Origin of the sequence: Bacillus sp. AF62, assembly GCF_050312695.1 — a bacterium.
Taxonomy (GTDB): Bacteria; Bacillota; Bacilli; order Bacillales; family Bacillaceae_G; genus Bacillus_A; species Bacillus_A cereus.
The window spans coordinates 110,442-137,110 of the sequence record NZ_JBNPJZ010000047.1 but is presented as its reverse complement, the minus strand read 5'-3'; the positions used below and the strand labels follow the sequence as shown (position 1 = coordinate 137,110).

Genomic DNA, 26,669 nt, shown 5'->3' with positions numbered 1-26,669 from the left:
CTTGTACAAAAAGTCCATTTTTTCGTTTTGGGGTAATTCTAAATTCTTAAGTTGATGAGCAATGTGGCGGTACCCTAATACTGTACAAATTTTTTATAAATGGTTGTAAGGTTCTACGTTTTTGACCATTCTGTACAACGATAACTTTGGTTTATTGATTTCACCTGTAATCTGGTAGCCTATCCTCTGATACAATTTAATGGCAAGTTGGTTCTCTTTCTTTACCGTCAGAGAGCATTTGGCAAAGCCTTGCAGCGAAGCTTGTTCCTCAGCAAATTCAATTAGTCTGGTACCTATCCCTAGTCCTCGACTTTCGGGCAGTAAGGCAATTGTTCCGATGTGAAACTCATCATCTTCTCCCTCCTTCAAGGTAAACATGGAATAAAGCATTTTGATATTCAGAATGTTATAAACAACAAAACCCAGCTTTCGGAACGAAAGCAGCTGTTTAAAAGTGGGCCAGGCAAGACGATTTAAAACGGGTATGGGATAGCAAGTAATCATCCCTAAAGTTTTCCCGTCCATTTGAGCTTCATAAGCGTATTGATGACTGAAACGGTTGTTCTCCTGCCGCCATAGCTTACAAAATGTCCAATCGACTGTGTTCTTCTCCTCAGATCCTGCAAGTGGAAACGCCATGTATTCCAATGCCATTACATTTAGCTGGGCGCCGACCATGGATTGATGAACAGCCTTTACAATAGAGATTTTATTCATTATCCTATTGCTCCTTTTCACTTTCTATATTATTAATATTAATTATCATGGATTTGAATCAGTTCACTTCCCTCTCAATTCATCCTTAGCTTTGAAACCATAATAAAATGTATTTAAAACAAGCTCTGCAGCAGATTTTTTAGCCACATTTCCTTCATGTACCTGTTCCCAGGTATGGAAAAGCAGAGCATAAAGCGTATTCAAAATCCATTCACTGCTAACTGTTTGCTGAAAGTAACCTCTTTGTTGTAGCAATTCAATAACGCGTCTTAAGGGTTCCCTCAGCTTCTCTTCTGCTTCACCTAATTCTTTGTTGTTAAATACAGATGCATCATGACCGAGAAAATAGATTTTGTCACCTAAAGGGATTAACGCTTCAATGAGTTCCGGGATATAGTTTTCGCTTCTTTCCTCATCCAGTGGAATCTGGTTTACAGTATCACTTACCAGTTGTATAGCCCGATGGCCCAAGAACAGCATCAATTTCTCCCTGCTTTCGACGTAGCGATGGAGTGTAGCAATTCCAATTCCCGCATATTCCGCAATTTCATTCATCGAAGCAGTAGGATTTTCAACAAGCAATATAGTAGCTGAATCAAGAATTGCATTAAATCTCGCTTCCTTCAACGCTGACAAGTCTTTCTTCATCGTCAATCTCTCCCTTTTTCTGTATAAAGTCGTCATTTTTGATAGATAAATATATCATTTGATATTATAATAAACAATCTCAAATAAAGTGTCCAGCTGCTGAATGTAGCTTTTCAAAAAGAATTATATTACTGAAACTGATAGCACTTTGAATGTTTCATTTTTAGCATTTCATTATTTAGATAACGATGAAGAAATTAAATTCTTTAATGTAATAAATACAAGAGCCAAAGGAAATGGTACGAGTTACTTTCTGCATAAAGTTATCGGTTTATTTTAAAATTCACTTCCGGGTATTTGGTCATCAGCCTTTTAAGGATGGGGCCGTCATCCTTCTGTTTTACATACTGGTCAAAAAATGCCAGACTGAATTCGTTGATAATACGATGAACTTCCTTTGGATTTTCACCTGTGCTCTGCAACACAGGGGAGAACAAATGTAAATCAGTGAAGCTTGTATGATCCGTATGAGGAATGAGCATTGACATACCACCACCAGCTAACCCACGTCCGTATCGCTCCCTCACTTCATAGGGATCTGCTTCATCAGGCTCTTCTGCACTCATGAGCAGAAACGGTTTTCCAATTCCATTTTCAGGAAAAGTTTCCCCATAGAATGTACCATCCATATTGATAGCTGCTTTGACACGAGAATCTTTTGCAAGTATTTGTGCTGCGGTAGCTCCACCGTAAGAGTGGCCAAACATTCCAATTCGCGATGTATCCAGTCTTCCTGTAAAGAAGCCGGTCTCATCGTTTTGGTTAAGTTTCTCTATCTGATTAAGGACAAAGCTGACATCTTCCTCCCATAATTTTATGTGGCTATCCCCTTCATCAGTTAAATTGATGGGCTGTACGTAAGCAGTTCGACCATCTGGAAAGACGGTAGCTGCAGCATCAAAGGTATGATCGATACTTAGAACAATGTACCCTTGACTAGCCAACTCCTCAACTTGAAACGTGTTTTGATTACGAAAACCATTAAAACCATGAGAGAAAAGTAATATGGGATAGTGATTCTCTGAGTCTGAGAGTTGTAAATCCATAAACGAATGAGACTTTACCAATTCCATGTGGCTGAATGCAAATGCAGGAATGGACAATTTTTTTTCCAATCCCTTGGAGAGCTCATTTATGTTACGAATATAAGGTTCTCGATCCCCCTTGCTTTTTTCAGCTGCAGGATACCAAATTTGCACCATCAGTTCGCGCCAATCGGTTGGATTTTTCGAATATGGTTCATTTCTCTGATGATCAATCCAATGATATACCTTCGTACCGACCCTATGCGGTCCAGTTGGTTCTTCAAATGAAAATACTGGCATAAGTAAGGGTAGCGCAACTGCTACAGACAAATAGATACATAGCAACGAAGTCTTAACTATGAATATACCCGAACTTCTAAAACCCTTTTTCCGCCCAGTTAATAAATAGCATAAAATTAAGATAACTGGGGATACATATGCCGGAATCATCTGCCACCTAAAACCTTCTGCCAATAACTGAACTGTAACCATTACAACGGCAACCAAAGTAGCTAATTTAGACCACTTTTTCGTTTCCCCGCCTACTAACAGTACCCAACTCAATAGACTAAAATTTACAATTATCAAAACAACTTCCCAGAAATTCATTGGCCTATCTCCTTTGCATGCATTTTACTTCTAATTAAAGAGCTAGTTTTCAGCCTGAGCAAAAGCAGATGAAACACCTATATAGTTGCACCGATTATGCTAATCGCTTCATCCACTCTACTCCTTTCTTCAAATTAAAAACTTAAAATGCCCAGCTACCTTTACGGAAAATTGGTTCTACAGTTCCATCTGATAGAATACCGTCGATGTCCATCTCACTGCTGCCAATCATAAAGTCCTCATGTGTTACTGAAATATTTGCACCTAACGTTTCAAGCTGATCGTTTTCTAAATCTCTTCCACCCTCTAAGCAAGTTGGATAAGCTTTACCAATCGCTAAATGGTTCGATGCATTTTCATCAAACAATGTATTAAAATATAAAATTCCCGATGCTGAAATTGGTGATTCATGTGGTACAAGTGCTACTTCACCTAAATAGCAAGAGCCTTCATCCACATTAATAAGCTCTTGTAATAAATCATGTCCTACCTGTGCTTCAGCTTTAACAATTTTTCCTTCTTCAAATGTCAGTTTAAAGCCATCGATAATATTCCCTTGATAAACTAGTGGTTTTGTATTGCTTACATAGCCATTTACACCTTGTTTCATCGGTAACGTATAAACCTCTTCTGTCGGCATATTAGCCATGAAGATAGTATCATCAGGAGTTTTACCACCTCCAGTAATCCATTTATACTGTGGTGCTAATGCAATTGTTAAATCAGTACCTGGCGCTGTATAGTGAAGCTTCATATATTTTTTATTGTTCAGTAGGACCGCACGAGATTCTAAATTTGTTACATGTTCACGCCATTTTTCAATAGCACTGCCTTCACCAATACGAACAGCTTTAAAAATAGCCTCCCATAATGCTGGTACTTGATCCTCAGCTGCTAAATCCGGGAACACCTTCGATGCCCACTTTGGTGAAGGAACTGCTACCATCGACCAAGCTATTGAATCCTTCATTACGGCGTTGCGATTGTTTCTCAGAGCAGCTCCTGCTACCTTTTGATAGGTAGCTAGACGCTCAGATGAAATACCTGTAAATTTATCAGGATCTGTAGCATCTATCATTAATAGTGCTCCTTTACGTTCGATCAGCTCATCATTCATTTTGACTATCCACTCTGGGAAGCGATTAAATTCTTCATCTGAGGCATAATCAAAGTAAGCACGTTCCATTTCTTCATCCGAAAAATTAACATGAACACGCCCTGCCCCAGCCTTATAAGCCTCTTTGACAACTATACGGGCGAAATCCAATGCATCTACTGATGTATTGACTAATAAGTATTGCCCTGGTTGAATATTAACACCGATTTTCACCGTAAGTTCTGCATATGCTTGTAATTTTTCTTCAAAAGTCATATTATTTACCTCGCTTTTATCAAATTGGTTTTGAATTCCTCTCACTAACCTGCTTTTATACCATACTTTCTGAACAGGCTTTCTCAGAATTTCTCTTGCCTATTTTTTACGTTTTTCATCAAGACATGATAACAACTAATGGATTTTTTCTACTACTCATATATTTACTTTCTAAACTTTGATTCAATTAATATTAGTTTGTTTTTCAAAAAATCTAATCGAAGGTATCAAACATTACATAAAGTTATAGAGTTCTTTATTGTGAAAGCTCACTCATTTCTTCCCAACCTTTTCAATGCTGCTGCACCTAAAGGCTTACCATCAATGGGACGTTTAACATTCTCAATCACTCCTTTATCTTTACAAAAGCATTTTTGATAGATAAACATATCATTTGAAATAAGATTAAATCATTTTGAACGAATTATCAAGCCGTAAAATTTAATTTTTAAAAAAATTCAGTAAAAAACCTATATGAAAATGGATTCTATCAAAGGGAGCGATAACGGAAAAATTTTTACGCACACATGGATACGAAATTACTACTCAAAAAAACCCCCTTACATTTATCTGCAAGGGGGTTTTCTTTTTATTCATTTTGCAAATAAACAAACGTGTTTCCACTTTACCCATTTTTTCATGTTTACATTATCCTATCTAGATGAAGCTATCTCCTAGAGGTAACGCCACATGCCCATCAAGTTAAGAGTTAAATTGCCCCCATAGAAAGGAAAACTGAATCGGATTGTATGAATAATTATGAAGAGATAGAATTTTCGTTTTGGAGATATTTCAAAAGTTTAGCTTGATGGGTATGTGAATCTCCTCTCTATAACAAATATTTTTTAGTAAATGTTAAAATTTTTACGAGAATGTAATTTTTTAACATTTTAATTTTTCTCAATTGTATAACTTTATTTTTGAACTATACTTAATTCGTAATCCCAAAATTAGGAAAGGAGCTTTGAGATAGGACATTTATCTTAATTGTTTACTTAGAGGAGTGATTAAAAAAATCAATGAAGGTAATGTGTTTCTAAATTAATCAGGAAGGGAACTTGAAGTGTTACTATGCTTTTTTTACTCATCTAAAAATATCATCAACATTTTTTTATAAGTGTGAATTTAAAAAATCCACTTTCGGCATTAGTGAAAAAACTGATATTTCGTATGTAAGTAATAATGAATTTTAACGAAGGGACTGATCTATATGAACAGAAGAAAGAATTGTAGATTACAAAAAACTATAAAGGTGTTTGCAACATCTGCTATTTTAGCAACCACGTTATTTACACCTATTATGTCAAACAATTTAGATGTACATGCTGAAACTGCACAAACTGCAACTCAATTTGAACAAAGAGAGTTTGACCTTCCAGGTACAGGAAGTTTTTGGGATGAAGCAAAAAGAGAAAAAAGAAGTGAGCAAAAAAATTATATGCCAACAGGCATATATGTGAAACCTAATGAACAGGTTACAATTACAGTATCAGGAACGCAAAAGATTAGAGCCATTATTGGGACACATCAATATGATAAAGAATGGGGAAAAGAAATTGATCTTTCTCCGGGCTCTAATACTATCTCTTCACCAAACGGCGGCGTATTAGGGTTAGATAATTTTCAAAGCACAGGAACAGTTAAGGTGCAAGTAACGCAAGGCGGTAGCCCTATTCCTTTCTTTGTATTAGGGAAACACACAAAAGCAGACTGGATTGCCATGATGAACAACTATCCAAATGCACATGCAGTACAATTGAAATCAGAACGAGCGGTGCTAACTGTAACTCGTGATAGTGCCAATAAATATATTGTAAATCAAGATCCTGTGCCCCTATTAAATAAATATGATGAAATGATTCGAGCGCAAGACAAGTTAGCAGGGCTATCTGAAACAGATCCTAATCCTTTACATCGTTCAACTCGTCGTATTTGGGCCTTTGTAGAAAATCCTAACGCACAAAGTTGGGGCATGTATGCAAGTTGGGATGGAGCCGTCTTTACGACTGCTGGTGAAGCTATCAAAAGCACTTTAAATGTCAATGAGTTTGGGTGGGGACAAATGCATGAAGCGGGACATGCACGACAACAATATCCATGGACGTGGAATGATTTAAGAGGTATGGGTGAAGTAACTAATAATCTATATTCTTTAGCTGCATTCAAGAAAATATACCCAAATATACCAACACGTTTAGATACAGAGGGAGATTATAATAGAGCTTTTGCGTATTTAAAACAAACAAATAAGGAATATAAAAATATTGACGACCTGTTTGTAAAACTTGTTATGCTTTGGCAACTTCATTTGGCATATGGGGATGATTTTTATCCAAATCTCCACAAATTATATCGTGAGATACCAGAGGATCAACTTCCCAAAACAGACGAGGATAAAATACAGGCATTTATTTACAATACATCGAAAATAGCAAAACAAAATGTACTGCCATTCTTTGATAAATGGGGATTAAAAGCAACACAAGAAACGAGACAAAAAGTAGAAGCTTTAAACAACCCAACATTAATTGCACCTATATGGGAAGCGACGGATGCTAAACCTGTTAAACCACTTGCTGTATTGTCAAAAAAAATAATGAAGGCAAGTGCAAATAGTGAGGAATCAACGGGCTCAGCTAGTAAGGCAATAGATGGAAAAACAGATACATTTTGGCATAGTACTTGGACACCAAATCAATATCCTTACAATTTGACACTAGAACTTGGTGATACACGTACCATTTCACAATTGGCATATCTTCCAAGGCAAGATTGGTCAGAAAATGGCCGTATTTTAACTTACAATATTTATACGAGTGTAGATGGCATTACGTATGACAAAATATCATCAGGAACATGGGAAAATAATAGTGATAAGAAAACGGCAACATTTACCCCAGTTACTGCAAAGTATGTAAAAGTGGAAGTAACGAAAGGACAGAATGGATTTGCTTCAGCAGCTGAAGTAGATATTTTAGGGTATTAATTATTTTCACTTGTAAATGAGTATATGATCACAGGGTGGATTTTGAAATATTTTGAGAATCTGCCCTGTGATATTTTTTGCGTATTTCATGTTCTGTTTTCACTTTATAATTTCTGATAGGAAATTAAGTGAATAAGTTTCACTTAATACTAATAAAGTAAAAGTCTATAATGATTCTTTAAAAATTTATTTCTCAAAAAAACAGGATAAAAAAATAAACAGCAGAACTAGTCCACTGTTTACTTTGCCACACCTTCATGTAATTTTTCTGTATAATCCTTTACATCTTTCCAGCTATCTTTCGCTGTATGTAAATCTTCTTTTATAAACGTAAACTCTTCCGGACTAATTCCTTTTACGTTTTGTAGTAAATTATTATATTTTGCACCTACTGTATACCATTGATTTGATATATTTTGCAGTGCTGCAATTGCTGCATCAATTGTTTCTGTCATGTTTGTTGTTTTATTTTTTATATCAGTCAAAATTACGACTTCTGCTTGTGCTCCTGAAATTCTATCTTTTAAATTAACTATTTCTCTTTCTGCATTTGCGATATCTTTTTTCGCAACCGCAATCATCGGCCCGCCAGCAAGACATGTTATTAGCGCTACGCAAAGTACGCCACCAGCAATGACCATATCATTACTCTTTTTAATCGAATCGTTATATGTATTTATTTGTTGCTCTAGAGCTGGAATACCAGCATTCGTACTTGCCAATATTGATGTTAACTGATTTGTATCCTCTTTAAAACTATTTGTATCTTTCGCCATTCTATCGCGAAAAGCTTTCAAATTTCCTAATAATCCATCTACCTCATTTTGATTCTTTACAATATCCGCATACAACTTTTCTAAATCCGCTTTTAATTTTCCGCTATCCTTTTGATCAATCGCTATTAATATGTCATTATAATACGATTGAAAAGTATTATTGTAATTAATAATATTTTGATCCGTTTTCATAATTTGAGGCTTCATATTATTTAACCAATATGCTGCATTAACTTTTGCATCTCTTTGATGCTGAATCATATTCCCTTTAAATTCACTATTAATCGAACTTATTTTACTTAAATCCGTCTCTTGTTGATTTTGAATTAATTTTGCATATGAATCCATTGCAAATATACTTGATGTCGTTTGTGCCATTACATCTTGGAATCCAGCTGGTCCAAGAGAATAGTTTTTCACATTTTCTTGTAGCACCTTTACATTTTGTTCTGCTGCAAAAGGATGTAAAGGAAATGCGTTACTTGTTGCCACCCCAGCAATCATTACCGCTAAAAGACATTTTTTATAAAAACTTTTCTGCATATTTTTCACCTATTCTCCTTATAAGGATATTAAAAGCTCCTGCTCACAACTGAACAGGAGCTTCAAATCATTCATCAACACTTAACGCTCTAACGATTCGTATTCAATTATGCTTTTTTCGTATCTACTACTTTAATATCTTCAGCATAAATCTTTTCTGCATAGTCTTTAATGTTTTTCCAGCTATCTTTCGCAATGTTTAAATCTTCTTTAATGAAAACTAGGTCGTTTGGACTAATAGAATCTACATTTTGAAGTAAAGAATTGTATTTTGATCCCATTGTGTACCATTGGTTTGAAATATTTTGTAACGCTGTAATTGCAGTATCAATTGTATTTGTTAAATACTCTGTTTGTGTTTTAATGTTCGTTAATCCTGCTACTTCTAATTGCGCAGTTGTAACTTGTCCTGTTATCTTTTGAATTTCTGCTTGTGCATTATCAAGCTCTTTCTTCGCTAATACGATTCCAGCTGTACCACCGCCTACAGCTGCTGCACCACCTGCAATTAATGCTACTCCTAGCGGTGTTCCTGCGCCCGTAGCAATAACTACTGCACCACCGATAATTGCAATTGGTCCTAGAGCTGTCGCAACAGATGAACCGATAATAATTGCATTATATTTACTAATTGCTTCATTGTACGTTGTAATTTGATTTTGCAGAAGCGGAATTCCTGCATCTTGACTAGCTAATATAGATGTAATTTGATTTGCATCACCCTTGAAGTTTTGCGTATCCGAAGTCATTTTATTTCGGAATTTCTTCAAGTCTTCTACTAACTGATCCACTTGTGCTTTATTTTCATTAATACTACTTGATAATCTAGTTAAGCCTTTCGTAAGAGTCGCTTTATCCTTTGCATCAACTGCAGCAACTAAAGTATCATAATAGTTTTGGAATTTCGTATTGTAGTTAATGATATTTTGATTTGTTGAAATAAGCTGTGGTTTTAATACATCTAACCATTGCTTCGCATTTCCTCTAGCTGTATCTTGGTGCTGAATTACTTTCCCTTTTAAAGCCGCATCAACAGACGATACATTTCCAAAGTTAACATTACCTTGTTTAATAATTGTTAAAGCGTACAGATCCATTACTAAAGCATTTGAACCTGTTCTTTCCATTGCATCTTTCAAGCCTTCTGGTCCTAATGAGTATTCTTCATAGTCATTATAAGCTTTTGCTACCGCATGAACTGGAGCTTGTTTCACTGTACTTTCAGCTGCATACGTATGAGCCGGCATAATATTTCCTGCTGCAAATACTGCCATAAGTGCTGATAGAGCCATTACTTTATAAGGTTTTTTTGTCATTTTTCTTCTCTCCCTATATCGCTAATTATTTTTCTGTTTAATGTACTTCAACGTTTGTAACGTAATCTTCAAATTGATTTGTTTGCTTATTCATTTCATCACTTACTTTTTTAATTTGATTGAAATGTTTTTGAAGTAAACTACTGTCTGTATACGTGCCTTCTTCAACATTCTTTTGAATTTGAATCATATTATTATTTAAAACTTTCCAATCCGTTAATAACGTTTCTAAAGTTATAATTTGACGATCAATTAATTCTGTAAAGCTATTTACTTGATCTTCAACGAATGTAATTTGAGTCGCCTCTGCTTCAGTTTGTGATAACTTTTGAATAAGTGGCAATAACTCTTTTTGCTTTTGTTGAATGCGAAGAGCTGCTTCTCTCGTTTGACTATCTGCAGCATTTACAATTTCATTACTTAAAGTACCGATAGAAACAAAATCGATTGTTTTCGTTTGTGCAGTTTGATTTGTGATTGTAAATACTTGTTTACCGATATTAATAGAACCTTTAATGATTTCTTGAGGTCTATTCAAAATAGTAGTTAGTTCAGCTTGAATTTCCCCTTGAATTCTTTTAATATCTTCTCTTAATTTCACAATATCTCCACTGGATCCTTGCAGTGTTTTTATTGCTTCATCGGCTTTAATTGATAAGTTGTTACTATCTTTGTCTAATACTGTTTTAAATCGATTTAACTCTAATAAATCTTGCTCCATACTCTCTTGGATGCTTTGTACTTGCAATTGTAATTTTCCATATGCACTCATAAAATCTGCTTTTGCTTGCTGATCTTCATTTACGTTTCCTGCTAGTTCATAGAGCTTACTATAATAGCTATTAAATCTAGTGCTGTATCTCATCATCTCTTGATTTAAGTCAATTAGCTTCGGATTATATTCATCAATCCATTCTCGTACATTCGCCTTTGCAAACTTTTGATGATTCGTTAAGCTACTCATCGCATTTACCTTAATGTCTGGCTGTTGCAAGATAATTAATCCGTATGCTTGAATAAGCGGTGATTGTGATCCTAACATTCTAATTGAATTGGATAATGTATTTGGAGCAATTACATTTTGCGCATATACTGTTTTCACTTCTGTTTGCCCCTCCTTAGCGTAAGCGCTTACAGGAATGAAGCAACTCGTAGATACTGCTGTAACCAATAACCCTGTAATTAAAGTCTTTTTCACTTTAACTCCTCCTATGTATTAGCAACTATTACTATCGCATTTTATTATTCTATTTTCTTGCATATAATTTAAGATGGTTAAAATAGAGGACGTACTCACCTTGATTGACGTACGAACCATCTCTCCCAACTGTTATTGCTACAGTACTTACTTATTGTTATAAAATTTTTCATATGTGCTTAGTATGAATAACATTGCATAAATTTTCTATCGACCCTCATTTTCCACATCGATACAGTGAATATACTACATAAAAATATTATTCATTTTAAACTTAATAACGTAAGTAAATATGAAATTCCGTTTTGTTTTCATATATGTTTTGTACTGTAAGGTCATTTAAACACAGCTGTTTATATAACGTAAAGAAGTATTTTCATTCCCTTTATTTCCAAGCTTTCATGTCCTTATTTCAAAATATAATCCGATTCACTTTATCGATTGAAATATCTATATATCACAACAGAAAACACTACTTATAAATAACTAATAAAATTATATCCATATAACTTTTTAAACCCATATGCAATTATGCATAGCATATACACAAAAAGGATAGCTTCATTTTCACGAAGCTATCCTTCAAAAATCTTCTTATTTTTTTAAATGATATGGAACTGTCGTAATAACAACATTTCTTTTATAAAGTAAATACGCACGTATGAGTAAACTGGATTGATTATGAAGAATGTTATGCCAACCTTTTTTCGGAATGAACTGTGGTATCACGACCGTAACGCGGTAATTCGATTCACTTGCCTTATATTGCACTGTATCAATGAACTTCGTTAGTGGCTGAATAATACTTCTATAATGAGAATGTAATGTAACAAGCCTTACTTCAGGTTGCCACACCTTCCATTTCTCTTCAAATTTCTTTTCCTCTTCTCTGTCAAAAGCAACATATACAGCGATAACTTGATCTGCAGAAAGAGATTTCGCATAGTTCAATGAATTTTCTACTACATGCGTCATACCTGCTACAGGAACGACAATTACATTCCCCTCAATTGGAATAAGAGGCTCGCAAGTTTTTAAACTTAATTGATCACCCACTGCATCATAATGCTTCTTAATTCGATGGAATAAGAAGATAATAACTGGTAAGAAAATAAGAATCGACCAAACTTGTGCAAATTTAGTTAAAAAGAACATGCTCATTACGATAAAACTAATAACTGCACCAATTAAATTAACCGTTAATTTTAAAGCCCATCCTTCAGGTTTTTCACGAAGCCACTTTAATACCATCCCTGTTTGAGAAAGTGTAAATGGAATAAATACACCTACTGCATATAACGGAATTAAATGTTCTGTTTGTCCTTGGAAAGCTACAATTAAAATAATCGAAGCAACTCCAAGTATTATAATACCGTTTGAGTAACCTAGACGGTCTCCTCTAATCGTAAACATTCTCGGTATGAATTTATCTTTTGCGAGGTTAACCGCTAATAAAGGAAATGCAGAATAGCCTGTATTAGCTGCGAGAATTAATATTAAAGCTGTTGTACCTTGTATGAAATAGTACATGAAATTACGTCCAAATGTTTGTTCAGCAATTTGAGAAACAACTGTTACTTCTTTACTCGGCGTTACTCCGTAATAATAAGCTAAAAATACAATTCCTGAAAATAACACAGCAAGTAATGCACCCATTGCAAGCAATGTTTTTGCAGCATTGTTTGGCGCAGGATCTTTAAAGTTCGGAATTGCATTTGAAATTGCTTCAACACCTGTTAAAGCAGAACTACCTGATGCAAATGCTCTTAACAGTAAAAACAAACTAATACCCGCAACCGGCGTTCCGATCGGCGTGTGTAAAGTTGGTGAAACGTGACCAGTCAAAATATTATATATGCCTACACCAATTAATATAAATAGGGCTAAAACAAATAAATAAACAGGATATGCTAAAACAGAAGCTGATTCCGTTACTCCTCTTAAATTTAAGATCGTAATAAATATAACAAATATAATCGCAATGATTACATTATGTGCATGTAAACTAGGAAAAGCAGATGTTAGCGCATCTGTACCTGCAGATACACTTACCGCAACAGTTAAAATATAGTCGACTAATAAAGATCCTCCAGCAATTAAGCCTGGATTCATCCCTAAATTTTCTTTTGATACAACATACGCTCCCCCGCCATGCGGATAAGCAAAAATAATTTGACGATAAGATAAAATAAGGGCTGTCAATAATACTAATACCCCAACAGCGATCGGAATGGAATACCAATAAGCGATCGCTCCCACACCTGCTAAAGCAATTAAAATTTGTTCTGGACCGTAAGCAACTGATGACAATGCGTCAGAAGATAAAATAGCTAAAGCTTTCGTTTTATTAAGCTTTTGTTCTCCAAGCTCTGTTGATTTTAACGGTCTTCCAATTAAAAATCTTTTAATAGATGAAACCAATGCTGTCCACTCTCCAATAATTTTGTACGAACTTTTCTGCTTGTTACAGCCAGTAAACTATTTCTTCAGAAAACAAAAAATGTCTACAAGCCATAGCGAAATAGACTTGTAGACATTATTTTTTTTGTCGCACAAGCTCCACCTTCCTTCTCAATATAACGCTTACGAGGTTAGCTGTCGGATTCGGGCCTATGAGTAGCCCTACCTTTTTCAAGGATTCACCCCATCGGATTATGTACTAATCCGTAAAAACGGGTCCCCCGTACCATGCGGTTTCAGCGATTTAGAAAATTGAAACTGTGGATTATAATACTCCTTTATTTTCAAAAAGTAAACAAAAATTTTTAATAAGAAAAAAATTAAAATGATTGCGCATAATCCGCTGAGAAATATACATAATGAATATTAAAAATCCGCAAAGGAGACCCATATGTCTAAAGAAAAGAAGCCTATTTTTTCCGATTCATATTTAGATGCAGTAGCAAATGAAATTAATCAGTTATATGGTAAACGTGAACAGGAAATAAATTTGACAGATAGAACGAAAAGAAATAAATAATTTGTCATACAAAAAAATAAAAAAGATAGCAATACACTTATATATTGCTATCTTTTTTATTTTTTCATACATCTAATTCTATTACAGATTTGTTAAAGGTCATCTCTTCATACACCTTTAAATTTTGATATATAGATTCTAATAATGGTGCCGCTATAGAAAATTTCTCTGCTACATCCAGTAAATATCCTTGCAAGTGCTTCCCTTCAATAAACGAACCCTTTTCCATATCACGTTGCATTGATGACTTCATATCATACGAAATTTTATCAATCGTTTTCATATGTTCCTGGGCAATATTAGCCTTTACTGGAGCTCCTAATACTCTCATGATTTGTACAGATTCCTCAAACACATTACGGATAAAATCACGGCCGCCTTCACTTTCACGGATTGGTCCAATTGGTGCACGCATTAACGTTGTCACACCTGACATTACAGTAATAAATAAATATTTATGCCACATATCTTGCGTAATATTTTCACTTAAAACAAAACTAGACTTCGTACCTGAAAATGCTTTAGAAATATGCTTTACTCTCTCTGAATTTTGAGACTTAATTTCTCCAAACACAAGTCTGTTGGCAGCGCTAGTTTGTACAATTTCTCCTTGATCGTTTAACGTCGTCTCGATAAAGCATAAACCGCCAATTACTTTTTCTTCGCCGAATTCTTTTTGTAGTAGTGATAAATGAGCGATACCATTTAACAATGGAATGATTACAGTATTATCGCCAACAAACGGCTTCAAATCTTGAATAGCCTCGTTTAAGTGATACGCTTTTGTTGAAAATAAAATAACATCACATTGAGAAGTTCTCTCTTCTTTCGTTATTAATTTCGGTTGGAAGGAAAAATCCCCGTTAACACTTCGGATTACAAGTCCTCTTTCCTCTAATTGTTTTTTCCGTTTACTACGAACAAGAAACGTGACATCTTCTCCCTTCTCGACTAATCTGCCACCAAAAAATCCTCCGACTCCACCAGCGCCTAATACTAAAATCCTCATACAGCATCCCCCTTTTCAAAATACAATTTTATAACTTTTAGTATACATAACATTATACATGTCCTCTACTAAATAAGCTGAATTTTCACTCTCAATTGAGTATAAAAGAGTGGTTATTTTCAAATAAATTTGGGCATGTTGTTTCTATAGCATATATGGAAAGGAAACAATGTAGATGGAGGCAATACAAGCAATTGAGGAAAAAGGTGTAGCAACAGCTATATTTCAATTTTTGTTCCCGTTTTCGTTTAAAGCTGGATATGAACAAGATATGTTCCCTTTCTTACAAAAAAACGATTTTCGTCCTTTTCGGCTCGATCATCTCGATGATGAAAATACATATTATGGGGAGTTTAAAGTTTCACATCAAAATATGGAAGCATACTATCTTTCATTTACAAATAAAATTCTCTTTCCTCATTCAGAGCATCAAAAGGGCTTGCAACGTTATTCAAAGGACCTTAACTTAACTGGACATTTAACAACAAACCTTATTTCAATCCCATTCAAGATACACTCTATTGATGTAACACTTTGTCCTTATGAACTTGGCTTCTTAACAATTCGAACAGAAGTAAACACTGCTCCAAACATGACTTTATCTGAAGCAATCGAATTCGCTGCTCGCTTCCGTGTACTTGAAACTAAAACTGATACAAATGAGTCTATTTGTATTGAATGTAACGGAAAAAAGTATTCCCAAGTTGAAAAATTCATTTTTGGTTATTTATTTCATGGCGTAACTGATTTCTTTGAAAAGAAGAGATTAAGAAGTTCATACTTTCAAACCTTCCCTTTCTTTGAAGACCAAAGAATGTACGTTCAAACTTTATTGTCACTAAAAGAAGGTATGGAACTTAATGAAGTGGATGTTTATCGTACTTCCAGTCTTTCCGGATTAACAAGTGATGGTAAACCATATGTAAGTGCAAATAACATTCCTTACATTCATGACTATTTAAAAAAACACGCTTACCAGAGATGGGCTCCAAATCGTTATTTCATTATGGAAGAACATATTTTTACATGTGTAACAAATGAAGGCGAACGCGAAATCTCTAAACTTGCTAGTCAAATGTACGGAGAATTTTATTACGCTTTATTATTAAACCTATTCCATAAAATTGTTTTATTAAAAATGTCAAACGCCTATGCTGAGCTAAACATTGAACAAGATACTAATGAAATAGAGAAATTAATTTATTCGATCAATTCGTTCACTGCTAATTATTTTTCTTTAGAATTAGTATCCCAATCACAAAGTGAAGATATTTTCTTCCGCTTAAGAAAACTTTTTAATATTGAGGTTCTATACTCGAACGCGAAACAAAATCTTGATAGTTTGTTTAAATATCAAGAAAATGTCGCCTCTAAAAAAGATAGCCTTTTATTATTAATTTTAACGCTCTACTCTGTAGTGGGCCAAATGTTAGGGTTTACTATGATTGACCTTTTAAGAAACACCGATTCAAACAAAATATCGTCCCCTCTTGAATTTTTCGCTCTATTAATTGCGATTAGCGGCATTGTCATTTCACTTATTTTAGGAGCCCAAAGTTTATATCAATGGGGTCTACAGCATAAACAAAGAAAAGCTTGGGTAAAACAAACGGTACTTTCTGCCGTTCAAGAGAAAGAGGATAAAAACTAAAGAAGGTTATTTTCAAATTCTTGGTGTGCTGCAGTAAATGAAATTTTTATTAGCGATTTTCCGATTATATCGGCGCAACTCAATATATATCAGCGATTTTTTAAATATATCGACTTACCGACAAAAAACGACAAATGACAGGACTGGATAATAAAAAAAGGGTACTCCAAAATAAAACTTGGAGTACCCTTTTTATTATACGAATTCAGCTTACTTCCCTGCTTCGATTTTCTCTAATGCAGCAGCTACTTGTTCTTCAGTTAATTCATGTTGTATTACATAGCGGTTACGTGGGCTTACACGACATTCATGAGAACATGCACGTAAATATTTCGCTTCGTTTTCTTCAGAACATAAAATTTTCTTATTACATTCTGGATTTGAACAGTTTACATAGCGCTCACATGGTTCACCTGTAAAGTGATCTTTACCAACGATAACATGTTCTTTTTGGTTTACTGGAACAGCGATACGTTCATCAAACACGTAACATTGTCCATCCCAAAGCTCACCTTGTACTTCTGGATCTTTTCCGTACGTTACAATTCCGCCGTGAAGCTGACTTACATCTTCAAAACCTTCACGAACTAACCAACCAGAGAATTTCTCACAACGAATTCCACCTGTACAGTAAGTTAAAATCTTTTTACCTTCAAGTGTTTCTTTGTTTTCTCTAATCCAATCTGGTAATTCACGGAATGATTCGATATCAGGTTTAATCGCACCTTTGAAGTGTCCTAAATCAAACTCATAATCATTTCGTGCATCAATGATAACTGTATCTTCTTGTTTCATTGCCTCATAAAAATCTTTTGGCTCTAAATACTTCCCAGTTATTTCGTGTGGGTTAATGTCATCTTCTAGACGAAGTGTAACTAATTCCGGACGAGGACGTACGTGCATTTTCTTGAATGCATGCCCTTCTTCTTCATCTATTTTAAATACGATACCATCAAAACGTGGATCATTATTCATTGCTTCCATGTATTTCTCTGTTTGCTCTACAGTTCCTGAACAAGTTCCGTTAATACCTTCTTTTGCTACAAGAATTCTTCCTTTTAATTCAAGTGAATTACAAAATTCTAAATGCTCTGCAGCAAATTCTTCTGGGTTTTCAATTGTTGTGTACATGTAATATAGTAATACTCTGTATGGTTTTGTAGTTGCCAATGTATTTCTACCACCTATCTAATTTTTAAAATCATGTATAAGTTAACGTTCATATCAAAACATATATAATAAGAAAATGAATCCCATTTTCTTTTCTTTATACTATTTTCTATCAGTTAACAAAAATAAAAAACAAGATTACACATCATAACACTATGGTTATGTTGTAATCCCAATATATTATATATCATACAATTGCAATTCCATCAATTAATATGCTGTATTATCAGCTTTATGTTCACATAAATTTCAAAAACAGCCCTTTAATTCACTATGTTTCCCCATGTCACCACACCATAAACTCCCAATTCATTTTACATTATCACACCATCCATTGCATAAAGGCATATAATTTGCATTAAGGAAACTTTCGTGTTCAAATGAAATTATCACATAACATATTTAAATGTATTGAAATAATGAGTAAGAATAAATACAATAATTTCATCAAGTTAACATTTTAAAGGGGAAAACTACTATGAATAAAGATATAACAAAAGATAAACATCTCCCTTCTGAAAGTACAACTGTACAATCAGCTCACTTAGCTTTAAGTGGAGAAACAAAAGGCTGGAAAAGACTGTTACCATTTTTAGGACCCGCTTTTATCGCGTCCGTTGCTTATATTGATCCTGGCAACTTTGCTACAAATATCGCAGCTGGTTCACAATATGGATATTTACTATTATGGGTTATACTCGCTTCTAACTTAATGGCTGTATTAATCCAAACTTTATCGGCTAAATTAGGAATTGCTACAGGAAACAATTTACCCGAAATAGCTCGTGAAAACTTTCCAAAGCCTGTGTCTATCGGCTTATGGATACAAGGTGAACTAGTTATTATGGCTACAGATTTAGCGGAATTTATTGGAGCTGCATTGGGGCTTTACTTACTATTTGGAATCCCGATGCTACCTGCCGCTTTAATTACAGCAGCCGGATCATTTATTATCCTTGAATTTCAACGTAGAGGATTTCGTCCACTAGAAGCTATTATTACAGGAATGATTTTCATTGTAGTAATTGCTTTTGGGATTCAAGTTTTTTATGCAAAACCAGAATTAAGTCCCCTTCTTTCAGGACTATTTATTCCAAAATTCCAAGGTGTAGACAGTATATTACTTGCAGCAGGGATTTTAGGTGCGACAGTTATGCCGCATGCAATATACTTGCATTCTGCATTAACACAACGCCGTGTGGTCGGAACAACTGACGAACAAAAGAAAAAGATTTTTCGTTTCGAATTTATCGATATTATTATTGCAATGGTTATTGCTGGAGCAATTAATGCGAGTATGTTAATTGTTGCAGCTGCACTATTTTTTAAAAATGGCTTGCACGTTGAAGATTTAGATGTTGCTTACACTCAATTTACCAATTTAGTAGGTCCTGTATCGGCTGCATTATTTGGGATTGGACTTTTATCAGCAGGACTATCTAGCTCTTCTGTCGGTACAATGTCGGGTGATATTATTATGCAAGGTTTCATTCGCATGCATATTCCGTTATATTTACGCCGATTTATTACAATGATTCCACCACTAGTAATTATCGCTTTAGGTGTAAATCCAACATACGCTCTAGTCATGAGCCAAGTCGTCTTATCATTCGGTATTGCATTTGCATTAGTGCCACTTATTATGTTTACAAGTAATAAAAAGATTATGGGTGCACTCGTTAACCACCGCATAACAACATTTATCGCTTGGATAATTGCTGCTCTCGTTATCGTTTTAAATATCTTCTTACTGTATCAAACATTTGTAGGGTAATGAAAGAAGAAGGCTGTCCCAAGATTATTTGGAGACAGCCTTCTTCTTTTGAATTATAAATTTTCATCATCTATTCACATGTCACACCGTGCTTTCAACAAATTTTTCAAACTCTTCTTCCTCCTCAATAAATGGAAAATGATTACTGTATTCAAATGTCGACATTATTGCATTTGGCATAAGTTCGGCTACTTCTACTGCAAATTCATGAGGACACTGTGCATCATAAATTCCAGCATAAATACGGGCTTGTATATTTACATTCTCTAATTGTAAACGCACATCAAATGTAGGTAACTCCTTATAAGAAAAATAATCAAGACGTTTTGAAACTGTTTTACCGCTGTTCGGTCTAGTAATCATTTGATCATAAGCTGATTCATTATATAAAGACATCATTGTCCATTCTTTGTTTACGGCACGCCTCTCATCAATTGTAGAAGCCGTGTCCCTAAGTACTGCAAATATTTCTCTTAAACGAGCATTTTGATTATTATCTCTACAATAAATACTATTTTTGTGATTTATATACTCAGCTGATGCACATAATCCGCCAGCTATAATTTTCACAAGCTTCTCCGGACACATTATCGCATACTGTAAAGCAAGCATTCCACCAGTCGAATGACCTGCATACGTCCAATCTTCAATATTTAATGCTTTACGTATCGCCTCTAAATCACGTACTGCATCTACCATTCCTAGATTATATTTAGTGGTGTCATGTGTAGAGTTTCCGCACCCTCTTAAGTTTATAAGATACACTGTGTAATGATTCGTAAATGCCGAAGCAAATAAGTTACCCTTGCCATTAAACTCACTGTATAAATGCGTTACACACAGTGGTTTTCCTTCACCCTTTTGAAAATACTCAAATCTCCCTCTATCAGTTTCAACATAATACTTCTCCCACATTAGCGCTTCCCCCCTAATTCCCTTTTATATATTCTCCTTTTTCCGGCATCATGAAACCATTTTCAGTTCGAAAGTAAAGTGGCAATCCTTCCGCAAAAAACATACTTACCTTGGACGGATTTTGCCTTTGATGATGAATATGTAAATGCGGCTCACTTGAACTTCCTGAGTTACCGACTTGAGCAAGAAACTCTCCTTCATTTACACGTTGTCCTTCTCTCACATTAATTGATCCTTTCTTTAAATGGGCAAGAATTAAAAATGTGCCTGTTTCATCTAGTCGTAAATAAATATGATTCCCAGCCATTGACTGAAAATTATCCGATCCCGGAACTAAATCTTGTTCATTATTATTAATTGATACAACCGTCCCAGAAGCTGGTGCCATTACTTTCGCTCCATATATTCCGTAATCCTCTAACTTACTACTTTTCACTTCAGCAGGTGGAATGAGAATATCATATGCCCACCTTTCATTTGGTTTTATAACGTGATAGTTCGTTTCTAACCGATCACCACCCCAACCTATTAATGCTCGTTCATTCAAAGGAAAACGAACTACTGCTTTAGGACTCATAGATTGTATATCTGCTGGATAAGGAATTCTACCTATATTAGCAAACCAACCGACAGGCCAAGCTCCAATGATAGAAAACAGAATGATTAAAAATAGCGTTCTATCTATCCGCTTTCTAAAAATGCCTTTCCAAAAAAATATTATTACTGATCCTATCAAGAGGAAAACTGAAATAAAACTAAAAGCCTGAATACTCCACCAAACAAAAACTGATGTAACACCATTAGCTGCATAAACTAAGATCCAACTTATAATTAAAAAAGAAACTATAATTACTAATAAAAATTTCTTCCACATGTCGCATCCCTACTCTCATATCTTTTTTCTCAATGATACAAAGTAAAAATTACGACATATAAAAGAAATACTTACGACTTTCTTACTTTTTATACTGCGGTAATTTCACAGTAAAAACTGTTTCTTTATCATTACTACGTACAGTGATATCCCCTTGATGGAGCTCGGCTATACTTTTTGAAATTGCAAGTCCTATTCCTTTACCGCCCGTATGAGAACTACGTGATTTTTCACTACGATAAAACTTCTCAAAAATGTAAGGAAGGTCCTCTTTCGGAATGCATTGTCCAAAATTTTTAATTTCTACTTCAACATTCATTGTTTTATTGGAAATTTCAATTGCAATTTCCTTTCCATCTTTTCCATACATAATACTATTACCTATTACATTTTCAAATAGTCTCACTATAAGTGCTACATCAACTTCTACATGCAGCGCTTCATCACTTTTAATATAAAAGCTCATATTGGCATCATCTAATTGTGGTACAAAGTCAATCATGATTTGTTCAATTAATGCTTTCATATCTACTATATCTTTATATAATTCAATCTCTCTATAATTTATTTGACAGTATTCTAATAAATCATCTACTTGATGTTTTAATTCATAACTTTTTCGCTTTAATATACTTACATACTGTTCACATTCTTCTCCATTCGAATGGAGTTTATTTCCTAACAGGTCCACATAACCGATTAAAGATGTTACTGGCGTTCGTAAGTCATGAGAAATATTACTAATCATTTCATTTTTCATTTCCTGTGATTTTTTTTCATTCTCAATAGACTCTTTTAAGCTTTTCGCCATTCTATTAACATTTGCCGCTAGTTCACCAATCTCATCGCTTTTCGAAATAGGTATATGTATTTCAAAATTACCGTCACTTATTTCCTTCACGTTCTTGTTAATTTGAGACAACCTTTTCATCAGCGTTTTTGTCATTAATGCAAAGTATGTTGTAGTAAAAATCAAAAAAACTATAAACTATAAAATATAAAAATGAATATTTTTCCTCTAAAACATTAACCTGACTATATATATTTCCAACCAACATTTGAAACACTATTATACTTACAGTCGCTAACAAGATGCTACATATGAAAGCTATAAAAAATTTCGCCCTAATACCCTGTAAAAATCTAATCTTCAATTTTATATCCGACTCCCCAAACATTTTGTATAAACTTCGGTTCTTTTGGATTCTCTTCAATTTTATTTCTCAATCTTGCAATATGAACCATTACTGTATTATTACTTTCATAGGCTCTTCCGTTCCAAACGCTCTCATATATTTCTTCAATCGTGAACACACGGTTCCTTGCAACTGCCATTAAGTGTAAAATTTCATATTCAGTTTTCGTAAGATTCATTGTTTCTCCATATAACATTACTGTTCTCGACACTTCATCTATTTCTAAACCTCTAATGTTTATTTTCTTTTCCATTACTTGGGGAGCATTTTGATTGAAATATGTATACCTTCTTAATTGGGCTTTCACTCTTGCTATAAATTCAATTGTACTGAACGGCTTCACAATATAATCATCTGCCCCAGTACTAAATCCAATTACCTTATCTACATCCGATGATTTCGCGCTTAAAAACATAATTGGTAAACTATGTTTCTCTCTAATCCTTCTACAAAGTTCTATACCATCCATTTGAGGCATCATAATATCCAAAATAGCAAGTTGAATACTGTTATTATTTATTATTTCTAAAGCCTCTTCTCCGTTATGAGCACTAAAAACTTTAAAACCTTCTTGTTTTAAATTCACATTAATAAATTGAATAATATCTTTATCGTCATCTACAATTAATATCGAATTTTTTTCCATTTCCAAACCTCTTTTTTGAAATATATTCCACATCTAAGTTTATCATAAATCAAATCTACCCTTACACCTTGAATAATCTTTATTTTCAGATTAAATTATATAATAACAAATACATTCTATTTTCATGTGAAAAGGAGCGAAAATATGTTTCCTTTATTAAAAACTGAAAGACTCATTTTAAGAGAACTTACCGAAAAAGATGCACCACGTATACTACAATGCTTTTCTAATACTAATGTACTGCGCTATTATGGCCAAAAACCGTTACAAGATGTTGATCAAGTGAAACAAATCATTCATAACTTTAAGTTGAGTTACAATGCAAGAAGCGGTATAAAATGGGGAATCGAATTAAAAGACAAGAAAGAACTCATCGGTACCATTGGTTTTCACGATTGGTCTTCTGAGCATAAACGAGCCAATATAAGTTATGCCTTTTTGCCTGAACACTGGGGAAAAGGATATGCGACTGAAGCTGTTTCTGAGGTTATATCATACGGTTTCCATACGATTCATTTAAAGCGGATTGGAGCAATTGTATTTCTTGAAAATGAAGCTTCCAATAAAGTACTATTAAAATTAGGCTTTGAAAAAGAAGGCGTTCTAAAAAATTATATGTATCAAGATGATATCCCATATGATACGAATTTTTACGCTTTATTAAAATCGGTTTAATAGAATTCATGTGTAAAAAACTTGTTTTAGTACAATAGATATAGGTAGTGAATTTTTAATGAAGGATGCTAAGTACTATACATTATAAAACATTAAAAAAGGGCTATGAGTAAACTTTTACTCATGCCCCTTTTTATGTTCTTTTTCTGTTTTCGCAATGCTTTTGGAATATGTACGCAAAAGGCTCACTTTCCATTTAATCCCCCGTCATCGCATATGCTCTAGAATGAGATTCCCCACAAACATACCGAAACTCAAAAATACCACACTTCCCCTTATCCTTATCTGGATTACGAAGGTTTTGAAACACAGGGGAGTTTCGATAAATTTCAGCTAGCGATGTTGTTCTAATGTTCCCGGTTTTAATTACCAATACCTTATTTGGATATGTTTCTCAGTATAAAATTAAGAAATTAGGAATTTTTCATTACTCTAAAAACACGCTCTTTAACTGAAGATTATTAAATTAAGTTTTTTAAAATTATATTTTTAAAGGTTTTCAACATCATTGCCTCTTTTCTAAAACCATAAAGAAAGTACTATCTGGTAGCGCAACCGCATTCCCAGACTCATCTGTAAACTCGATTTTCTCGCTAAGATGGTTTGTATATCCATCCTGCAAATAGTTCATAGCTTGAACGATGTTTACTTTATCTCCAAAGATACTCTTTACAAAATCCTTATAATCGTTTGGCGTAAAGATTCCAAACTGCTCCTGCACTTCATGAACGAAGGAGTCCTCGCCCCAAGTATATGTATATAAGAACTCCATTGCATCGTTAACAGGCATTTTGACTGTATTTTCTGCAATTACTTCATACTGGATTGTACGCCCCTTAAATTCATGGGCATACTGCTCTAAGAACTTCATTCCATCTGCATCTTTAAAACGAATCAACCGCATTAACTTTTTATCTTCGGTCATGATGCCATCACGAATGATAATACGACCTCCTCGCTTTAACACCTTATAGGCACTCTGCAGCCCCTTTTTAATAACTTCATGATTGAATTTCTTACCTTCATACTCGATATAAGAGAACAGCTCATGAAGGATAGAAGAATATACAATCGTATCAACCGATTCTTGTTCAAACGAGCTGCTTAAGTTGATTGCATCTCCTTTAATGACGTCCCAAGAACGCCCTTCGTTCTGCTTCTTCTTTTTCAACGTATCAATCACGTTTTCAGAAATATCGATACCGTAGATTCGTTTATTCTCGGTCTCTTCTTCAATCATGTCTAGCATGACACCACCACCAGCTCCGACATCTACAATCGTATCTCCCTTTATATAATCAAGAATAATTCGTTTATCATCAGCCGAGCTATTCATATGCTCCAAATACACTTCTTCGTTATGGAATCTATCATATGCATCCTTTCGTAACCCGAAGAAATCAAACAGCAGCACATTTGCCCGAGCATGCATCATATCTATCTTTTCTGCCTCTACACAGAAGGTAATTAACGCCTCACCTACAGCAGAAAACTGAAACGACACATACACAGTCTTCATATCTTCATCGACTTTAACCTTAAAAGAAACATGCGTTGTATTCGGTTTCTCGTTCTCACGGTACTCCCGTAGATACTTCTCAATAACCCGCTTACGATACACGTTGTCCTTTTTTTCGCCTTTGAAATCATAATGCAGCTGTTGCATCAATTTCTCGAAATGTATATGCTGAACTTTTCTAGTGCCTATCTCATTCTTTAACATAACAAAAACTGTCCAAATATCCTCAAAGCTAAGAGCATGCATAGACGGTTCTACATACCATAAATCCTTATCAAATAAGAATGTTTGAACGTCACTCTTCTCGCTCCCCATAATTATATCTTTTTCAAATGCTGACTCCTTATGTTTTGGCGTGAGTCTATGTATGCGAGAAGTAAATGGCTCCATATAACCATCAAACAAACCATCAATTGTAATCTTCACATCGTTCTTCACTTCACTCCACAAAGCTTTTGATACGCCCTCAATAATGCATTGGTTAAGATAGTATAGAATCTCCTTTAACCTAACGTCTCCGTATTCTTCTTTATATGTGTTAATTAAATCAATATGGGAGTCCAAACGAGCCTCTCCGCGGATATACTGCCCGATTAATCCATGTGTTCTAATTAAATCTCGAATAAACAAATATTCAATAGCGTTTAAGTTTGTCTCTACACGTTCAATAAACTGAATGTCACTAAAGATATCAGCAGAACCCTCATTATGTACCAATAGATTAATCCCTTTTTTCTTCCATTGCTCCCGCTGTTTTAAAGATCCTACCTTTGCAAGTTCACTATACGTTAGTACCTTTTCAATAATATGATACGCTTCTTCAGCTAAAGGCAATCCATCTAGCACTTGCAGCGTACGGTGTACATAGTACAACACTGCATCTGTTTTTAATGCACCAAGTGCTTGTACATTCTCATAGTTTTGATGTATCTCCTCTGCCTCAATTAGATGTTTTAACCACGTAGGGATTGCAACAGAAATCCCTTCAATGTATGTATTTAGAACTTCAATGCTTTTCAACTTATTTCCCTCCATATATAATCAATATCTGTAGTAAAGTCTGGGACACC

The 26,669-nt window shown here is 34.5% G+C and carries 19 protein-coding genes, 2 pseudogenes and 1 riboswitch; of the genes and pseudogenes, 5 read left to right on the top strand and 16 right to left on the bottom strand.

The genetic code is table 11. From position 1 onward, the window contains the following. Window positions 1-93: 93 nt before the first annotated feature. The 4 genes from ACQRBL_RS08955 to ACQRBL_RS08940 form a co-directional block, all read right to left on the bottom strand. Complete coding sequence (locus ACQRBL_RS08955; protein ID WP_001033856.1) at window positions 94-717, bottom strand: GNAT family N-acetyltransferase; 624 nt, start codon at window positions 715-717, stop codon at window positions 94-96. A 63-nt stretch (window positions 718-780) separates the two neighbouring features. Then, window positions 781-1,365: a TetR/AcrR family transcriptional regulator gene (locus tag ACQRBL_RS08950; RefSeq protein ID WP_000710981.1), complete on the bottom strand. Its 585-nt coding sequence runs from the start codon at window positions 1,363-1,365 to the stop codon at window positions 781-783. Between the two features lie 263 nt (window positions 1,366-1,628). Further along, window positions 1,629-2,999, bottom strand: a complete 1,371-nt coding sequence (locus ACQRBL_RS08945) for an alpha/beta hydrolase family protein (protein ID WP_411995697.1) — start codon at window positions 2,997-2,999, stop codon at window positions 1,629-1,631. 142 nt (window positions 3,000-3,141) lie between these two features. Beyond that, window positions 3,142-4,371, bottom strand: coding sequence for an aminopeptidase (locus tag ACQRBL_RS08940; RefSeq protein ID WP_000141973.1), 1,230 nt, complete (start codon window positions 4,369-4,371; stop codon window positions 3,142-3,144). A 1,210-nt stretch (window positions 4,372-5,581) separates the two neighbouring features. Between ACQRBL_RS08940 and ACQRBL_RS08935 the strand changes: the two genes are divergently transcribed. Beyond that, window positions 5,582-7,357 (top strand): M60 family metallopeptidase, encoded by a 1,776-nt coding sequence (locus tag ACQRBL_RS08935; RefSeq protein WP_001081793.1) that lies wholly within the window; start codon window positions 5,582-5,584, stop codon window positions 7,355-7,357. 239 nt (window positions 7,358-7,596) lie between these two features. On the opposite strand, the gene ACQRBL_RS08930 is transcribed toward ACQRBL_RS08935, so the two are convergent. The 4 genes from ACQRBL_RS08930 to ACQRBL_RS08915 all read right to left on the bottom strand — a co-directional run bounded on the left by ACQRBL_RS08930 (window position 7,597) and on the right by ACQRBL_RS08915 (window position 13,611). Further along, a complete protein-coding gene (locus tag ACQRBL_RS08930; protein ID WP_411995698.1) occupies window positions 7,597-8,676 on the bottom strand; it encodes an HBL/NHE enterotoxin family protein in 1,080 nt (359 codons plus the stop codon). A gap of 107 nt (window positions 8,677-8,783) precedes the next feature. After that, window positions 8,784-9,992 (bottom strand): non-hemolytic enterotoxin NHE subunit B, encoded by a 1,209-nt coding sequence (nheB, locus tag ACQRBL_RS08925; protein ID WP_000162968.1) that lies wholly within the window; start codon window positions 9,990-9,992, stop codon window positions 8,784-8,786. A 37-nt stretch (window positions 9,993-10,029) separates the two neighbouring features. Next, on the bottom strand, window positions 10,030-11,190 hold the full coding sequence (nheA, locus tag ACQRBL_RS08920; protein ID WP_153217679.1) for a non-hemolytic enterotoxin NHE subunit A: 1,161 nt from the start codon (window positions 11,188-11,190) through the stop codon (window positions 10,030-10,032). Window positions 11,191-11,784: 594 nt separating this feature from the next. Then, a complete protein-coding gene (locus ACQRBL_RS08915) occupies window positions 11,785-13,611 on the bottom strand; it encodes an APC family permease (protein WP_088025339.1) in 1,827 nt (608 codons plus the stop codon). 144 nt (window positions 13,612-13,755) lie between these two features. Next, window positions 13,756-13,902: riboswitch (cyclic di-AMP (ydaO/yuaA leader) on the bottom strand. Window positions 13,903-14,041: 139 nt separating this feature from the next. Between ACQRBL_RS08915 and ACQRBL_RS08910 the strand changes: the two genes are divergently transcribed. Then, complete coding sequence (locus ACQRBL_RS08910; protein WP_000031873.1) at window positions 14,042-14,170, top strand: hypothetical protein; 129 nt, start codon at window positions 14,042-14,044, stop codon at window positions 14,168-14,170. Between the two features lie 64 nt (window positions 14,171-14,234). Here the strand turns inward: ACQRBL_RS08910 and panE are convergent, their stop codons facing one another. Continuing rightward, window positions 14,235-15,179: a 2-dehydropantoate 2-reductase gene (gene panE / locus ACQRBL_RS08905; RefSeq protein WP_411995699.1), complete on the bottom strand. Its 945-nt coding sequence runs from the start codon at window positions 15,177-15,179 to the stop codon at window positions 14,235-14,237. A gap of 175 nt (window positions 15,180-15,354) precedes the next feature. Between panE and ACQRBL_RS08900 the strand changes: the two genes are divergently transcribed. Further along, entirely contained in the window at window positions 15,355-16,830 is a 1,476-nt protein-coding gene (locus tag ACQRBL_RS08900; RefSeq protein WP_411995700.1) for a hypothetical protein, read from the top strand. A gap of 210 nt (window positions 16,831-17,040) precedes the next feature. On the opposite strand, the gene ACQRBL_RS08895 is transcribed toward ACQRBL_RS08900, so the two are convergent. Next, complete coding sequence (locus ACQRBL_RS08895; protein WP_063547058.1) at window positions 17,041-18,000, bottom strand: rhodanese-related sulfurtransferase; 960 nt, start codon at window positions 17,998-18,000, stop codon at window positions 17,041-17,043. A 478-nt stretch (window positions 18,001-18,478) separates the two neighbouring features. On the opposite strand from ACQRBL_RS08895, the gene ACQRBL_RS08890 reads away from it, so the two are divergent. After that, a complete protein-coding gene (locus ACQRBL_RS08890; RefSeq protein WP_023521681.1) occupies window positions 18,479-19,774 on the top strand; it encodes an Nramp family divalent metal transporter in 1,296 nt (431 codons plus the stop codon). Window positions 19,775-19,855: 81 nt separating this feature from the next. On the opposite strand, the gene ACQRBL_RS08885 is transcribed toward ACQRBL_RS08890, so the two are convergent. The 4 genes and pseudogenes from ACQRBL_RS08885 to ACQRBL_RS08870 form a co-directional block, all read right to left on the bottom strand. Next, window positions 19,856-20,689: an alpha/beta fold hydrolase gene (locus ACQRBL_RS08885; protein ID WP_023521680.1), complete on the bottom strand. Its 834-nt coding sequence runs from the start codon at window positions 20,687-20,689 to the stop codon at window positions 19,856-19,858. A 13-nt stretch (window positions 20,690-20,702) separates the two neighbouring features. Then, window positions 20,703-21,563 (bottom strand): M23 family metallopeptidase, encoded by an 861-nt coding sequence (locus ACQRBL_RS08880; protein WP_065483170.1) that lies wholly within the window; start codon window positions 21,561-21,563, stop codon window positions 20,703-20,705. An 82-nt stretch (window positions 21,564-21,645) separates the two neighbouring features. Further along, a pseudogene (locus ACQRBL_RS08875) lies at window positions 21,646-22,717 on the bottom strand (sensor histidine kinase). Then, window positions 22,707-23,405 (bottom strand): response regulator transcription factor, encoded by a 699-nt coding sequence (locus tag ACQRBL_RS08870; RefSeq protein ID WP_065483165.1) that lies wholly within the window; start codon window positions 23,403-23,405, stop codon window positions 22,707-22,709. Before ACQRBL_RS08870 ends, ACQRBL_RS08875 begins: the two are co-directional and overlap by 11 nt. Window positions 23,406-23,549: 144 nt before the next feature. On the opposite strand from ACQRBL_RS08870, the gene ACQRBL_RS08865 reads away from it, so the two are divergent. Then, a complete protein-coding gene (locus ACQRBL_RS08865; RefSeq protein ID WP_000484228.1) occupies window positions 23,550-24,080 on the top strand; it encodes a GNAT family N-acetyltransferase in 531 nt (176 codons plus the stop codon). A 92-nt stretch (window positions 24,081-24,172) separates the two neighbouring features. Here ACQRBL_RS08865 and ACQRBL_RS08860 read toward each other — a convergent pair. Continuing rightward, window positions 24,173-24,468 (bottom strand): annotated as a pseudogene (locus ACQRBL_RS08860) (hypothetical protein); the annotation flags it as partial. A 117-nt stretch (window positions 24,469-24,585) separates the two neighbouring features. Continuing rightward, window positions 24,586-26,619, bottom strand: coding sequence for a class I SAM-dependent methyltransferase (locus tag ACQRBL_RS08855; RefSeq protein ID WP_142419428.1), 2,034 nt, complete (start codon window positions 26,617-26,619; stop codon window positions 24,586-24,588). Window positions 26,620-26,669: the final 50 nt, after the last annotated feature.